The 15,189-nt window shown below is 48.5% G+C and carries 10 protein-coding genes; 6 read left to right on the top strand and 4 right to left on the bottom strand.

From position 1 onward, the window contains the following. The first annotated feature begins 67 nt into the window (after positions 1–67). Together L991_RS13380 and L991_RS13375 are read left to right on the top strand one after the other, a co-directional pair. Entirely contained in the window at positions 68–382 is a 315-nt protein-coding gene (locus L991_RS13380) for a DUF6471 domain-containing protein (protein WP_197053898.1), read from the top strand. Positions 383–670: 288 nt separating this feature from the next. Continuing rightward, entirely contained in the window at positions 671–1,060 is a 390-nt protein-coding gene (locus L991_RS13375) for an NUDIX domain-containing protein (protein WP_197053897.1), read from the top strand. A 65-nt stretch (positions 1,061–1,125) separates the two neighbouring features. Here the strand turns inward: L991_RS13375 and L991_RS17050 are convergent, their stop codons facing one another. Genes L991_RS17050 through L991_RS13355 form a run of 4 tightly spaced genes read right to left on the bottom strand, consistent with a single transcriptional unit; the run spans position 1,126 to position 8,034 of the window. Further along, complete coding sequence (locus tag L991_RS17050; protein WP_081986682.1) at positions 1,126–2,268, bottom strand: DUF2220 family protein; 1,143 nt, start codon at positions 2,266–2,268, stop codon at positions 1,126–1,128. Next, positions 2,268–5,900 (bottom strand): SbcC/MukB-like Walker B domain-containing protein, encoded by a 3,633-nt coding sequence (locus L991_RS13365; RefSeq protein ID WP_047396451.1) that lies wholly within the window; start codon positions 5,898–5,900, stop codon positions 2,268–2,270. The genes L991_RS17050 and L991_RS13365 overlap by 1 nt, the downstream gene beginning before the upstream one ends. Next, entirely contained in the window at positions 5,897–6,568 is a 672-nt protein-coding gene (locus L991_RS13360; protein WP_047396449.1) for a DUF4194 domain-containing protein, read from the bottom strand. The genes L991_RS13365 and L991_RS13360 overlap by 4 nt, the downstream gene beginning before the upstream one ends. Beyond that, complete coding sequence (locus tag L991_RS13355; protein WP_052190886.1) at positions 6,565–8,034, bottom strand: Wadjet anti-phage system protein JetA family protein; 1,470 nt, start codon at positions 8,032–8,034, stop codon at positions 6,565–6,567. The genes L991_RS13360 and L991_RS13355 overlap by 4 nt, the downstream gene beginning before the upstream one ends. Positions 8,035–8,108: 74 nt before the next feature. On the opposite strand from L991_RS13355, the gene L991_RS13350 reads away from it, so the two are divergent. The 4 genes from L991_RS13350 to L991_RS13340 all read left to right on the top strand — a co-directional run bounded on the left by L991_RS13350 (position 8,109) and on the right by L991_RS13340 (position 15,108). Then, complete coding sequence (locus L991_RS13350) at positions 8,109–8,957, top strand: YafY family protein (protein ID WP_197053896.1); 849 nt, start codon at positions 8,109–8,111, stop codon at positions 8,955–8,957. 163 nt (positions 8,958–9,120) lie between these two features. Continuing rightward, positions 9,121–9,453 (top strand): helix-turn-helix domain-containing protein, encoded by a 333-nt coding sequence (locus L991_RS13345; RefSeq protein WP_052190919.1) that lies wholly within the window; start codon positions 9,121–9,123, stop codon positions 9,451–9,453. Between the two features lie 215 nt (positions 9,454–9,668). Continuing rightward, on the top strand, positions 9,669–10,211 hold the full coding sequence (locus L991_RS17360) for a hypothetical protein (RefSeq protein ID WP_156129084.1): 543 nt from the start codon (positions 9,669–9,671) through the stop codon (positions 10,209–10,211). Continuing rightward, complete coding sequence (locus L991_RS13340; RefSeq protein ID WP_052190885.1) at positions 10,195–15,108, top strand: AAA domain-containing protein; 4,914 nt, start codon at positions 10,195–10,197, stop codon at positions 15,106–15,108. The genes L991_RS17360 and L991_RS13340 overlap by 17 nt, the downstream gene beginning before the upstream one ends. Positions 15,109–15,189 lie beyond the last annotated feature (81 nt).

The raw sequence follows: 15,189 nt of genomic DNA, 5'->3' as shown, positions 1-15,189 counted from the left end.
CTACATGATTTACAAATCGGTCGCTAATGACTGAAAATAGTGAGAATGGGTCAGATGGATACAGATAATGAGTGACGACGTGCGAGATGTTCGGCCAATGAAAGCCGTTGCTCTGCGGCCGGAGGCAGCACTCCAGCCTTGGGAAGACCGTGCGTATGAACTGCTTCGCGCGGAGATGAAAAGAAGGAAAGTGAGTTTCAAAAAACTGTCTAGCTTGCTTAAGCAATTTGGCATCGAAGAAACGCCGGACCAGATAAACCGGAAAATCAACCGAAAGAAATTTACCGCAGCATTCCTGTTTTCCTGTCTGGCTGCGCTTGAAGTTCAGAGCATTGAAGTCCCTAGTCAGCTCACACCTATACGCTACAAACCAGAAATTTAACGCTGCTGCTAGATATACCGAGGAAGGTAACATTTCGCCAACTCCTTTCAATACCCTTTCATAAATAGGGCCGAGCGGAGCTAGCACTTAGCGGATAAGCAAAATGTCCTTAAAATTCACATCTAATTGGGCGAGAATGTACCCAGTGTTTCAACGTAGCGTTCACTTTTTGGATTCGCAAGTTCCAAACGAATTTTCGCCTCGCTCAACGGTTGCTAGAGCTGCATATCTATCCGTCAGATACCCAACAATGACAACAACATGCTCTATAAGCACCAAAGGAAAAACATGACTACAGCTTTAAAAAATAAGCCCAAGCGCCAGCGCGCTACAGTGATTTTGCTGCGAGATAATGCGGTTCTGTTAACGTTCACTCATAGCGGCATTGCTTTACTGCCCGGGGGCAACATTGAACGTGGCGAATTAGCGATTATGGCTGCGGCCAGAGAGCTGTATGAAGAAACGAGTCTCATAGCGACATCCTTACGATTTGTGTTTGAGCACGAATCTAACACCACGATTCACCAAGTTTTTCTTGCCGAAGCCGACGGCAATCCAGTCGCCGGAGACGATGCCGCCGCCCTGGCCTTTCATGCAGGAAATCCGGCAGGTGCAGCTCACAAGCTATCGCCGGGAACAATCGACATACTGACTCGTTTTCAGCATCAGACAAAGTAAAACTGCGGGTACACCGGCTGTTGAATATTAGATACGACCTGCAGTTACACGGGTTTAGTCAGTTACTAGAACCTGATTTGCTCTTGGTCCACGAACTTCTTGTAGGAATGTAGCGCTGGTAACAGATAGGTATCCGCGTAGAAACAACCAGAAAAATCTAGCGCCTTTTGTCCTTGCTTGTCAGCTGCTTCTGGTGCATGTCCATTTCCTCCTATGAGAGCAGCCAACATTTGGCAATAACCTGGCTCCCAAGCCGCAAGTTCGAGAAAAGTTGTGCGCATAACAGACAGAATACGCATGCCGGACCAATCAAGGTCCCCCCAGAAAAAGGCAGGAATAACATCCTTGCTAAACAGCCAAGCTTCGAAGCTCGCTCGAAGGTCTTGTCTGAAACCACCACGCGTCGAGTAAAAGAGTGAGCAACCATCATGCGTTCGAAGCCGTTGAGCGCCGCCTTTGTAGCCTGATGCGTAGACCAGTGCTAGTCCGTCGAAAGCCGAACTTTTAGAGCGAATGGCGCGTTCGAAGCACATGAGGTTCTCGATGAAAAGCACCCCATGGTAGCCCGATTCAGGCAGAAACACCTGCAACTGAATTGGAGACTCTGGAAAGGGGCATTCATCTACACCTAATACAGCAGCTACAAGCCCTTGCCGCTTGTCCAAGACCTTAGACATACCCCAGAACAGCTGAGAGGACACCTCGCGAAGCAATAATTCCTTACCAACAAGCGAGGGGAGCACATTCAATCGCTCAACAACTTCGGCCATTGAGCGGTCGGGCATATCAATACAAAACTCAGACACTGCGGCCTTGACCTCATCAGTGCCATGAAGTCCTTCACGCACCGCTTCGCGCCAGCGCTCTACCGCTGACTTGATTCGGGTTGAACGACCAACGGCTTTTCGCACCTCTAAAATGTTCGCAACGGTAACACGCGGTGAATCGGCATAACCCGACCGCGAGCGGGTAGCAACTTCCGGCTTAACTACGAGCCAGCCCCAACAGCTCAACTCGATAATATGCTCCCACAGGTTTTCTTTCTCGGACTCACGATGAGCCATATAAAGAGCTGGCCAAGTTCGCTCGCCAAGGGCAATAGACTTAACGCCAGCACTTCCTCGCTGCTCAGCTGAATCGAGTCGGTCTACAAGCAAGTTCAAAAGCTGCTGAACGGGTGCCGATTCCACCCCACGCGGTTGGTCCATCACTTTGCCTCGCCCATTAGTGCTTCAAGCTCAGCCGCCTCAAATAGCTGCTTGGCTTGTTCGCGGACATCTTGACGCTGAGCCTCCCAAACTTCACGCATGCGGTCCTTTTTATAAATACGCTCGTCGCACTCTGATACGAAATCAATTTCACCATTGTCTGGAACATTCATGCGGCTGAAACTGAACTCGCGGTCGAACTCGGGGCGCAATGCGCCGACATGCTTGGTCGGCATGGCGCTAATCAGCTGCAACCCCATGCTGTCTCGCAGATACCGTAGGACGGCACGTGCGCGCGACTCGTCCATGCGAGAGAAGGATTCGTCGCTTACAAGCAACTTCAAGCTTGCTCCCTTCTCGAAAAGGCGCAGGCGATTGGTTACGACGGCGGCACGAACAATGTACGCAGGTGTCTCCAGCTGGCCACCAGAACCCGTGCCCCATGTCGACAGAGCGATGCGGCCGCCGCTGTCCGAGTCATTCCAGATTTCGTAGCGTCGGTAGTTGCGGTAGTCCGCGATTCGCAGCAATTCACGCCCAGCTCTGTCATGGTCTTGGTCTAGGAGTAGCTTGACTAGGCGGTCACGGACTTCAATATGCTTGGGAGAAAGCTCCGTTTCACCAAACAAATCAACTGTTTCTGGTGAATCCGCCAACTCGGCGACAGCGGTGAAGAAGCCATAATATTCCTGGAACTCGGGTTCCCACTTCGACCAGTCGATGTTGAAACGGTCTGTACCGAACTTCAGCTTCTCAAGCTCAATGTTCAACTGACGCAGCATGCGTACGCCTTCGTCGACCTTGCTTTTGATTTCAACACAGAACTGCTTGGTAAAGACGTCGTGGAAGGAGCGTTCTGCCTCCTCAACCTTAACGCGGTTGTTATACAGGCCGATGCTTTCGAGCTCGTTATGAAGCGTACTAACTGAGCGGCCAAGGATGACCAAGGGACCATAGTAGGGGTCGAAGGACGTTGCATCTGTCAGGTGCGGCAGCGCGGACTGAAATCGTTCGTCTGTCTGAACAGCAGCGTTGTACTCCGCAAGCCTCTCACGCACGTCGCCCAAAAGCTTGTCTGGTTGGGTGCGCAGATGACTTAGCCGAGTACGCACAGCGGGAACATCGTACGTTTGCGAGGTAATGAGGTCGTCGACCTCTTGGGCCATCACGGTGTATGTCTTTTCCGTGTTGGCTTCGCAGATTTGTTTCAGGCGGGAAATCTGTTTATCACGTTCTTGTAATCGAGCATCCCTACCTGCGTTGATACTTTCAATCATTTCTTTTGCAGCCTTGATGCGCTGCTCAGCTAGCGTGGCGGCCTCTTTGGCTAATTCGATTTGCTCGTCGTGCTTATCTATGGCATTTTCCAGTTTAGTAAGTTCTGACCGCAGTTGTTCGACCTCAGTCAAATCGAGCTGCGAAAGCGACCGTCTGGTGGCATCAAGGTCACCAGCATAAAGAGCCAAAGGAGTTGCATCGAATGTTGGTTCCCTCAGCCCTGCTAACAATTTACGGACCCCCTCTAGAATGTCTTTCGAGGAATCCAGAACATCGATTTCCTTGTCGGCATCGCCGAGCTTTTTAGTAGTGTCCTGCAACGCCCGCTCTCGTGCCTTTCGACCTAGGACGAAGTCTCGACGTTCGCAAATAAACATAGTCATTGCACCGCTGCCTTTGCCATCCTTAGTAACACCACGCAACGTCTGCCGGAGTTCTTCAGCGTCCGAAACCTTCACAACAGAGCCAAACTGCTCAATGAGGTAGGCCCGAGCAATAGGATGGTCAGTACGCAACTCGTGAATGATTGAGTTACCGGGTACGCGCGACAGGTCCGCCCGGTCTAGGCACCGCTTGCCTTGAACAACCTTCGACCGGGAACCCCAAGACTGCAAGAATTCTATCGTACGAGCTTCCCAATCCGGTTTGACTATGAGGTTGAAGCGAGCGCCGTCCATGTAGCCCTCAATGGCGCCTTGCCACTCCTCGGACACCGGCTCGACGAGGTCACACAACACTTGGACGCCCGCGTCAGGCAGTCGCTCCCGGATGCGCTCAAGCGCTATGATGGTGTCGCGGTTGTAGTTACCAGCACCAGCCGCAAGGCGCTGTTTGCGTTCGGCCAACTCGCCGCGGGCTTTCTTCGCTGTCTCGATGCGCAGCCCAAGCGATTCAGATTCGGCGGCAACAGCCATGAGTACACTGTCCTCAGTTCCGACCAGCGAGTTGTACAGTTGGCCCAGACCGGCTTCGATGCCGTCAAACGCAGGAGCGAGCTGAAGCAGCTTCTCGATGGATAGAAGGTTGTCTCGGTTCGCATCTGCTACGGCGTTGAGCAATCCATCCAGCCTGTCTACATTGGTTGCGGCGAGAGCCTTGCCCACGGCATCCACAGCTGCAAGGAGCTTCGGGAACTGCTCCGGCACTGGCCTTTTGACGATAGTGTCGCCGGCATTCTTGATATGTGCAGCGCCTAGGAGTCCTACCTGTAATTCGGAAAGTTTGCCGCGGGCGGCCGAAGTCGCCCGTTCAAGACGCTCGTCCAAAGTCTCCTTCTCGGTGTGGGCCGGGATGCCGCTCAACTTAGCGGCAATTTCAATGCGGCTGCTATCAACGTTATGCTTCAACTGCCCTTCGGTATTGGCCTTCAGCTTGCACTGCTCGACCAATGTGCTGTCTTCCGAGATTTTCTCCCGCTCTGATACGATGCGCTCTTCGTCCGCGGCCAGCTGCAATTTGGCCAGGAGCAAGTCAAATTGAACCTGCTCTTCGAAGGCAACAGTCGTCTTGACGATGTCTTCCTTTATTTCGCGAAGTCGAGTGACGGTCACTTCAATGCGCTTACCTTCAACCTTCAGATTTGTCACCTGACACATCAGGTCACTGATGCGAGCGATGCTCTCCTGCAGCTGTTTGCCATCGAACTCCAGAATATCATCGCGTACCAAGTCGTGAACTGAACCAATGGGCTTGTAGGCAATCGATTGTGACCATGCCCGGGCCGCGTTTTGTGCCTCTTCCCAAGGAATGGAGATACGCCCGCGGAATCGTCCATACAGGCCGCAGAGGTAGTCGCGCTTATGGTCATCGTAGGTAATAACTTTGGGATACTTAGCAGTCAAGCGCTTAACGATGTCTTCAACCGGCACACAGATGCCTTGGTCCATATCTTCAAAGAACTGTTCAACCGACAGTGCAACATCCTCGACGATAACCAGTACGAGACGCTCCAGCTTCGCGCCTCGCCGCTCTCCTGAGCCGTCCACGCGCGCCGAAGCTGCTACAAGTGCAGTAAACATCTTAGCCGCCCCGTCCTCAGGCCCCGGACGAAAAACCGCAGCGAGGTAGCCCTGAGCACCTGCCGGTCGAGAAAAGAGGCTGTACTCGGCTCCAACCACGAAAGATTCAAGGGTGCGTTTTGACTTGCCACGGCGATGATTTTGCTGGACTTCCTCTTGGCCAGGGTTGTAGGCCACGATACCTTGATAGGCTGCCGTCATGATGGTTTGGAGTCCATCGAGCATCGTCGACTTGCCCGCCCCTGTTGAGCCAGAGAGTAGCGTCATGTTGCCCAGCTCGTAGTTGCCGGGCTGCATCTGCCCCCAGTTCACAAGCACCAAATGGTCGAGCTTCATTGTTCTAACTCCTCTATAGAAGTTTCTTGGTCAACAATGCCTCCTGTTTCGAGAGCAACAGCTAGCGAGTCGTTAGACACTATGCCCAAGATGGTTGGCCGGATAGCGAGCAGCGCATCTTCGTCCGAAATTGAGAATTCTGCTGTGTAGCTAAGTATGCGATGCCGCTTCAACTCGGTAAGCAAAGCCATCTTATCGCCTATGCCGTTCGGGAGTGGACGCTTCAATTGCGTCTGCATGGTAGCTGCGATTTCCTCAAAGCTCACCAGTGCCTCACCCTGCGGCTGGATATCGCCTGAATTGAGCTTGTTTTGGTACATGAAGCGCAGCGCAAGGGCCATAGCAACAAAGTCAGGCGAGACTCGAGCCCGCAGCGATGGTGTTGGCTCTAGGGTGTCCTCAGGTAAACCATCTACTACAGCGCCCGCCAAATAGAGTCGATAGAACTGGTTATTACTGTCGTGGTGCAAACGGAAGCCGGCGATATCGAAATAGTCTTCCAGCACATCCTCGACGCGCCTTGCATCGTCATACAGTAGCTGCTCAATCCGGTCCTCATCACGGACTATGGCGCCCTGGGCCATCAGGCGGTTGATGATTTCTCGAAATCGCTCGGGCTTGATATTGGCAATGGTGAGTTGCTCGTTGAGGCAAGAAAGAAGGCTCATTTTTTAAAATCAATCTCGTAGTCATTGCCGCTGTAGAGTTCATTATCCAAGCGGGTGTGGAGTTTTATAACGGACATATCTGCGCCAACCTCACTTCTAACAGTCTCTACAGCTTGCATGGTTCGAATGATGTCTCGGGCAGTAGCTGTTGGTAGAGCAGAAACACGAATGGGTTGCTGAAAAGTACGTAGGTCACGCCGAAGCAATTGGGCCACTTCTTCGTTGGGGATGGAGAAAGCTTCCGCCTCGGCACGGGCCATGGCTGCGGCCAAGCGTTCTTCACGGGAAGGACGCGGTCGAACAGAAATGGTGACCGACTTACGACGTTGGGCAGCGGTTCGGAGTTTGAAACTTGAAGGGTCCAATAGCCGAACTTCCGCAGGCGCCAAGAACTGCCCTATGTGAGAGAGCAGCAGGTCCTGTTGCTCCCTAGATGCTTCAGCAACCTTCTGTATAGCTGCAAGGTAAGAATGGCGATTCTGGCCAGAGCGCAGCATCATTGACTGCAATGCCAAGCCATTGACCCGCTTGAGATAAGTCTCCATCGCTTTCAGAAAGCCAGGCTGCTTAGATTGGCACGCAGCATCAACAATGTCTTCGATGCGGTTTAGGAGCCAGTCAAAGACTGAGCTCCCGACGTGCTCCTGTAAGGCCCAATGTGCAACATCTCGCAACTGCTCATCCATTCGCTTAAATTTGGCCTCGGGGACAAGACGAAGCCGCTCCAGCTTTTGCACGATAGCTTGTCGGTTTAGCGTTGCGTTGTCTGCAGTGAGTTGCTTTGAATAGTCTCGTTGGAAGCGGTCTAGGAACTCAACAAACTCACTCCACTGAGTTTGCATCGAGGCAGTTTGCATCAGATGCCGGACTAATTCTTGAAAATAGTCGATGCCATCGGTCAAATCCTCGATGACTTTCTCAGCATACTCATAGGCATCAACCAAGTCGTGCGCGTCACCTCTGTCGGACAACGCCGCGTCAAGAGCGTTGCGACAACCTCGCATGTTCCGTTGTCGACTTCGGCTTGGTCGGTCCAACGACCAAAGCGCCTCTGCGAACAACTTCCCTGGACGAGAAAATCGGAAAGCTGTTACGAGGCCGGCACGGTCAGCAAACTGCTCCAACCAGCCATCGGTTAACAGTAGCCGGATGACCATACCAACAAGTACCTGCGGGTCATCTGCTTCAGCGCCACTCAACTCATCGTCACCATCCTCATGTGCCTTGATGCTTTGATACTGCCGAACGACAGGGAGAAGGAGCTCTCTTAGAGCATCCCGCGTAAGGTTGTGAGCATAGTCGGCAATGGGGCCGTGTAATCGGTCATATAAAGCCCTTAGACACCCAGCAACAAGCTCCCTGCGAGAATTATTCAGGGGCCGAAAGAAACGCTGACGCTCAGCCTCGAAGAAAACAGGGAATTCAACGGATGTATTCATTGCCTTTGGCAATTTTTCAGACAGCATAAAATTAATTTACCTCATCTCTGAATTTACCAAAATCTTACGCTTTGTAGTATTATCTTGAAGGATAACTTATCTTGCAAGATAAAAATATGCAAACATCACTCACCCCGGCTCAACTTCGCTTAAGGGACATGGAAGTGCTTCTTCGTTGGGAAGGAGAAATAGATAACAGTAGACTTCGTGAAGTCTTCGGCATTCAGTCGGTACAGGCTAGCCGGATGTTGGCTATGTTCTTAGCTGAGTTCACGGATACAGTCACGAGAGCGACGCCGTACGCCCCCATCACAGCCACAGAGTCGTTTCAACCAAGACTGGCCGGCAATAGTCCCGACGAATACTTGCACCTTGTGCAAAAGCTTGGCTTCTCACACATCAACTCTAGCGTAGAAGACCCAAGACTTGATTTAGCACCACCGTCGCCAGAGCTCTTTGCGGTCATCAATCAAGCCTGTCGCAAACACATCGGACTACGCATCCGATATCGCTCACTTGCCAGCCCAGAAGGACAGGACCGCCTTGTCTACCCACATGTACTGGTTCGAGCGGCTCGTCGATGGCACGTTCGTGCATGGTGTGCACAGCGTAAGGACTTTCGCGACTTCGCATTAGGACGCATAGTGCATACAGCGCTCGATGCGGCCCCAGCCCCCGTAGAAGCGCGGATAGACAAGGCTTGGTCTGAATTCGTTAAACTCGTAGTGCAAGCACACCCAGACCTACCGGATAATCAAGCTGCCCTTCTCCGGGACGAGTACCTTGGCGGGGAAGGAAGCAGAACATTACAAGTACGCCGCTGCATGGTCGGGTACATGGTACAAGACTTACGGATTGCAACTCAGCTGACAAAACAAAAACCACCTGAGTACCAATTAGCGCTTTCAAATGTAGGAGATTTTTTTGGCGAGTTTGGCATGGGTACTTAACAACATTTCCAGGCATATGCACATAATTGTCTGCCAACCATGCGTCTTAAAAGCTTGCCTCGTAACAAAAGGCACATTTACGCCGCTTAAGTGCATATTTCATTTCTAAAGGCATAATTCTGCCCATTAAAAATGGGTTACCTAACTCATCATGGAAAGCAAAATGCAGATAATAAGCAGAGCAACTTCTAGACTTCACACGCCTGAAGAGTTAGAGCAGCAGTTGGGCGAAAATTTGAAACGCTTGCGAATCAGCAAAAACTGGGAGCAGAAAGTCGTTGCTGAGCGTGCAGGAATTGGTCTGCGCACGCTCAGAAATTTAGAGCTGGGGAATGGCTCATCACTGAATACACTTATCAAGGTGCTGCGGGTGCTCGGGCGTGAGAGTTGGCTAGCAACGATTGCACCAGTCGCGACAATAGACCCCTTAATGCTGACCCGTGACGCTCAGCCACGCCAACGAGCTAGCAAGCCGCGCACGAAAAAACTCACTTGAGCCAGCAAATCACCACAGCAATAAACATACAAAGTCGACAAAGCCAAGCTTTCACCACTTGATTGAATAATACAAGACAAGGCGTCAGAAATGTCGGAAGCATAGCAGAGGAATAATGAGTAACCTCAACATAATTTACATTTTCTTCAGATATCATTTACCCCAAGCTACGCAAAAATTGATATCGCATAACGCCTTCAGACTAATGAATAGGCATGCGTAGACAAAGCATACTTAACGCATTTATTTATAAAATGAACTCTAGACCTTTTTTTCGCCACAACATTGATGAATTGACCAGTTTAGTTGCTCAATCACAAGAGGATTTAGTCAAACTAAATTCGATTAACCACGAGTTGACGCATCGCAACAGGCCCAAAGCTCGAGAGCTAAAAAAAGAAGTAGAAAAACTCATTAGCGCACTTGCTATAGAGCCGAGAAAGTCTCCCGTTCAACCAGAGAAACAAAATAGTCCACAATCAGTGATTCCTGACCGTCTAGTCGTTGAGTGCCCGCATTGCAAAACAGCTAATTTTGTAACCCCCCTTGAAGAGGTGGTTCAGCATTTGTCATGCTCAAATTGTCACGTTGCATATGATGCCGTTTATAAGCATGGGATTCTGCGGACCCAATTCCAAGCTTTACAACAAAAAACTCAAGGCAACTCAGCAGCCAAATGGATTGCGATTGTGGTCATTACCTTGATAGTGCTAGTTTTGATTTTAAATAAGAATCTAAAAAATGACAATTCACACTGAACGACTAGTTGCACTTATTGAATTTGCAAAGCAAACCACTCAACTCAAGAAAACACCTCTGCAGAACATAAGTCAGCACAAGGATTTCAGTCGGCTGGAAGAACGTGTACTAGGAGTTCCTGGGCTCGCTTTCAATGGTGATGATTCTGAGTATGGCGAAGTCTGGCTCAAACTCGACAGGCTGCATGAAAGTGCGCCACCACAACCCGAAAATAAACTCCTCGAGGCGTGGATTGAGCTACCACGCAATCCAAGCAAAGAGCCATCTCTAAAATCGCACGCAATTAAGAAAACCCTGATTGATATCGGAGCTTTATCCGCAGAGAGTTCAAATTCAGCAGCAATTGATGGAGCAATAGATAATCAACTTAATGACTCCATAGTAATTGCACTTGAAGATTATCCTCAGCAAGAAATAGTCAAGACGCAACTTAAATCATACATTGAAGTTGTTTGGAAGCCTTGGGCCGAAAAAGAAAAAGAAATACGAAAGAGTATTGCTCTTTATTCTGAACTTTTCCTGCTTTCTCAAAAAATGCAGGGCAACTTGCTAGATTCACAACTTGAATTAGTCTGGGGTGTTGGTATCGCAGTTTGGGCCAGCCCATTAGGAAATATCACTTACCCACTTTTAACTCAATTGGTGGAGATTTCACTGAATGAGCAAACGATGGCGATTGAGATTCGTCCTCGTCAAACAGAACCCAGACTTGAAGTCGACATTTACGCCTCAATGGACAACCCAGGTGTAGCAAAACTTGTTGAGACGAGTAAGCGTTTTTTTGAAGAGCTAGGCAGCAACCTTAACCCATTTCAACCTAGTACATTCGAGCCCTTGTTACAGTCTGCGGCGGCATTTTTGGATGCATCAGGAGTGTATTGGCCAACACAAACAACTGCAGACGACCGAAAACTTCCAAAGCCAGGTGAGAACCTAGTTTTAACTGATACTTGGGTCTTACTGGCACGTCCAAGAACAAATAATCTTCTCGTCCAAGACCTAGAACGCTTTGAATCAATTCTTTCACAAGATGATTTGGACTCTTTACCTGGTGCTGTAAAGGCTCTAGTCACGGAGCCTGCCTCCACCATTCAAGAGGTCATTCTTCCGTCCTATCGAGGCCTATCCGTTGTTAGTGGTAGCCAAGGGGACGCTGCAGTTAGGGGTAAAGTTTCTGAGCTATATTTCCCTAAAGCATACAATGATGAGCAAGTCCAAATCATTCAAATGCTTGAAGTCCACGATGGCGTAGTTGTTCAAGGACCTCCAGGAACAGGTAAAACCCACACTATTGCCAATGTCATTTGCCATTATCTCGCATTAGGAAAGCGAGTATTGGTTACGTCGATGAAAGACCCTGCATTATCGGTACTTCAAGAGAAATTACCTGACTCAATTCGCCCGCTAGCAATAAGCCTGCTCACCAGCGAAGCAGAAGGTATGAAGCAGTTTGAATATGCAATTAATAAAATCTCCAGCGAAGTTACGCGAATAGACCGAATTGCTTATCGGCGTGAAATTGAACAAATTGATGGACAAATAGATTCATTACATGGCCGCATCTCTAAAGCCGACAAAGACATTGCAACGTGGGCCAGACTCAACATTGATAAAGTTAAAATTGATGATGAGACCTTAATACCCGTTGAAGTGGCTGAAGAAGTTGCGCGCCAAAGAAATGAAATTGAGTGGTTTCCTGATACCCTGAGCATAGCAAATGAGCACCGACCACAGTTTAGCAACAATGATATTTGTGCGTTACGTGATGCAAGAGCAGCATTAGGTACTGATTTAGCTTACCTCGGCAAAAAAATACCTTCCATCCCGAGCTTTCCAGAAACCGAAAAACTATTACAGGTTCATCAAGACTTATCAAAACTGTCTGAGCTCAAAGACCAAGAGTCCAAAGGGCAAGTTCCATCCTTAATTAATACAAAACCTGAGACTATTCAAATTGCAATGTCCATTGCATCAAAAGTCTCAAATCTTCGTCTCTTATTACAAGAAATTGAAAATGCGCAGGAGCCATGGGAACCCGGCCTTCGGCAATATCTACGTCGAAACAATAGTTACGAAGTCTTAGAGTTATTTAAAGCTCTTACTGTCGAAGTTCTATCTGCCTCAGAGAGCAGGAAAAAATTCCTAGCACGCCCAGTCAAAGTACCAGAGGGTGTTGACTCAAGCAATGAGCTCATTGAAGCCATCACGAATCTTGCAAATGGGAAAAAACCATTTGGGTTCGCTGGATTATTTGGCAAATCAGAACAAAAAAAACAGCTCGACACGATAACGATTGTTGGCGTGAGTGCCGCATCGGATGATGACTGGAAACACATACTCAATTTCGTTCAATTTCAACAGCATTGCAAATCACTACTGGTACGCTGGAATGCATTGGCTGACGAAATTTCAATTCCACGCTTTGAAGTTAAGTCTGAGCAATTACTATCGGCCTGCAACGCAATCAGCTTGTACGAAAAGATAGCAAAGAGCCTTAGTGAAGAGGTAGAAACAGTTATTGCTCTCAAGCAATTACTACCGTCGTGGTTAGCTGCAAGCCAAACACCTTACACGCAACAAACGCTTATTGAAGCAGAGTCAATTCTTCAGCACCATTTGACACGCCAGCGCTTGGCTGAAACTTGGCTAGTGAAAGAGTCATTTATGAAAGCTCTCTTCGCTTGCGAGGGGGAAATCACCAGCAAAATTCATACATTCCTCAATCAATACCTTGGAAATCCCGAATATAACGAGGCTCAAATTCAGGAGCATTGGTCTCAATTACTAGAACAATTACGCCATGTCCACGGGCAAACTATTCACTTAAATACGGTTAGTTCAGTAACCCAGTTAATTGAAAGTTCAGGCGCAGCTGAATGGGCTGAGAAATTACGGACTGAATCTCATTCAGGCCCAACAGATGCTTTACTTCCAGACAACTGGAGTGAGGTTTGGCGCTTGTGTCGGCTGGTTAATTTTGTTGACCAGATAGATGGACGTCATGAATTAAAACGATTGTCTGTGCTTAGAACAGAACTGGAACATGACCTATCAAAGCTGTACCAAGAGGCTGTAAACAAACGGACATGGCTAAAACTAGCTGAAAACGCAACTCCAGATGTTCGGTCAGCACTTGAAGCTTATCGAGCGGCAATCAAGAAAATTGGCAAAGGAACAGGCATTCGTGCGGGACGTTATCGTCATGATGCACAAATAGCCGCGAACAGGGCAAATAGTGCTATTCCTTGCTGGATTATGCCGCACTACCGGATTTGTGAGTCACTACCTTCATCTCTGGGTAGTTTCGACTTAGTGATTATTGATGAGGCATCACAATCCGATTTGACTGCTCTACCGGCAATTCTACGTGCCCAAAAAGTGCTGATTGTTGGCGATGACAAACAAGTTTCACCAGAAGGTGTTGGGCTTGAAGAAGAAAAGATAAGAAGTTTAATGAGTCGATTTCTTGCTCAGCAAGTGGACATTTTTAAACCACAAATGAGTCCAGACCGCTCGATTTACGACTTATTTAAAACGGTCTTTGCCAATAGTGCGGTCATGCTACGAGAGCATTTCCGCTGCATCGCCCCTATCATTGAGTATTCGAAACGTGAGTTCTATGGTCACGAATTAAAACCGCTTCGTATTCCAAAAGCATCTGAGCGCCTAGACCCTCCTTTAGTAGATGTGCATGTCGTAGATGGCTATCGCAACAAAGATGTGAATCTACCAGAAGCTAAATTCATTGTTGATGAAATAAAAGCCATCGTCTCAAATCCTGCTTTTGACGGTCGAACGATTGGTGTTGTTTCTCTACTAGGAAATGAGCAAGCTTATAAGGTCATGCAAATGCTGACCGATGAATTAGGCGAGCAAATCATTACCCGATACAAAATCACTTGTGGTGACGCTAGAACATTCCAAGGTAAGGAACGTGACATCATGTTCCTTACCATGGTGGCTTCAATTGGCCATGCGCATGCGCAAACCCAAGAAATGGTGGCTCAACGTTTTAACGTAGCGGCATCGCGAGCACGTGACAGAATGTATTTGGTTCGGAGTATTGGACTTGAAGAACTTAGCCCTGCAGACCATCTGCGCGCAAAATTGATTCAACACTTCCAAGCTCCATTTTTACAATCTGAAGATGAAATTGTAAATTTAAGAGACCTGTGTGAATCGCCATTCGAGCGAGAAGTTTTCGACATTTTGATTGAACGTGGATACCGAGTAACCCCACAAGTCCCTGTTGGAGCCTACCGCATCGACATGGTTGTTGAGGGTGACTCTGATAGTCGGCTTGCTATCGAGTGTGATGGCGACAGGTATCATGGCCCTGACCAATGGGACAGTGACATGCGACGTCAAAGAATCCTTGAACGCGCTGGATGGCGCTTTTGGAGATGTTTTGCATCTACGTTTGTACTGCATAAGCAAGATGTAATCAATGACCTCATTGAAACATTGAACTCATTCGGCATCCACCCAACTAGCCCAGAAAGTAACATCACTAGTATTCACGTTGAATCTCGGAAAGTTCAGTCATTTTCATCCCCTGAAAATGAAACAGCCTTCGAATTGCCACGGGAGGATGAATTAGTCGAAAAAAATGAAACACTAGTAACCAAAGAAACTACGCTATCTGCAGATGAAGTAGAAGTTGGTGACGTAATTCAATACATTGATATGTCTAAGCCTGATGATGTCGTTACGGTTCAAATAACTCGGGCCAAAGATGACATTGTTAATGGCATAGTCAATGAAAGCCGACCACTAGCTCAGGCATTATTGGGTGCTGGAGTCGGTGAAGAGGTATCTCTGCACCTTGTCGGCAATAGTGGAAAAAAACTGCGAATTATTGATATCAAACGAACTGCCAACGCGACTGTACTTTAGCACCTAGTTAATAATTGCGGCGACTCTGGTGCCGATTACCCTTTGAGTTGAGATGATAAATAAGAAGTAATTTTTTAGTGT

Origin of the sequence: Chitinibacter sp. ZOR0017 (assembly GCF_000799095.1) — a bacterium.
Taxonomy (GTDB): Bacteria; Pseudomonadota; Gammaproteobacteria; order Burkholderiales; family Chitinibacteraceae; genus Chitinibacter; species Chitinibacter tainanensis.
The sequence above is the reverse complement of the archived record's forward strand: the minus strand, read 5'-3'. Positions and strand labels throughout refer to the sequence as shown.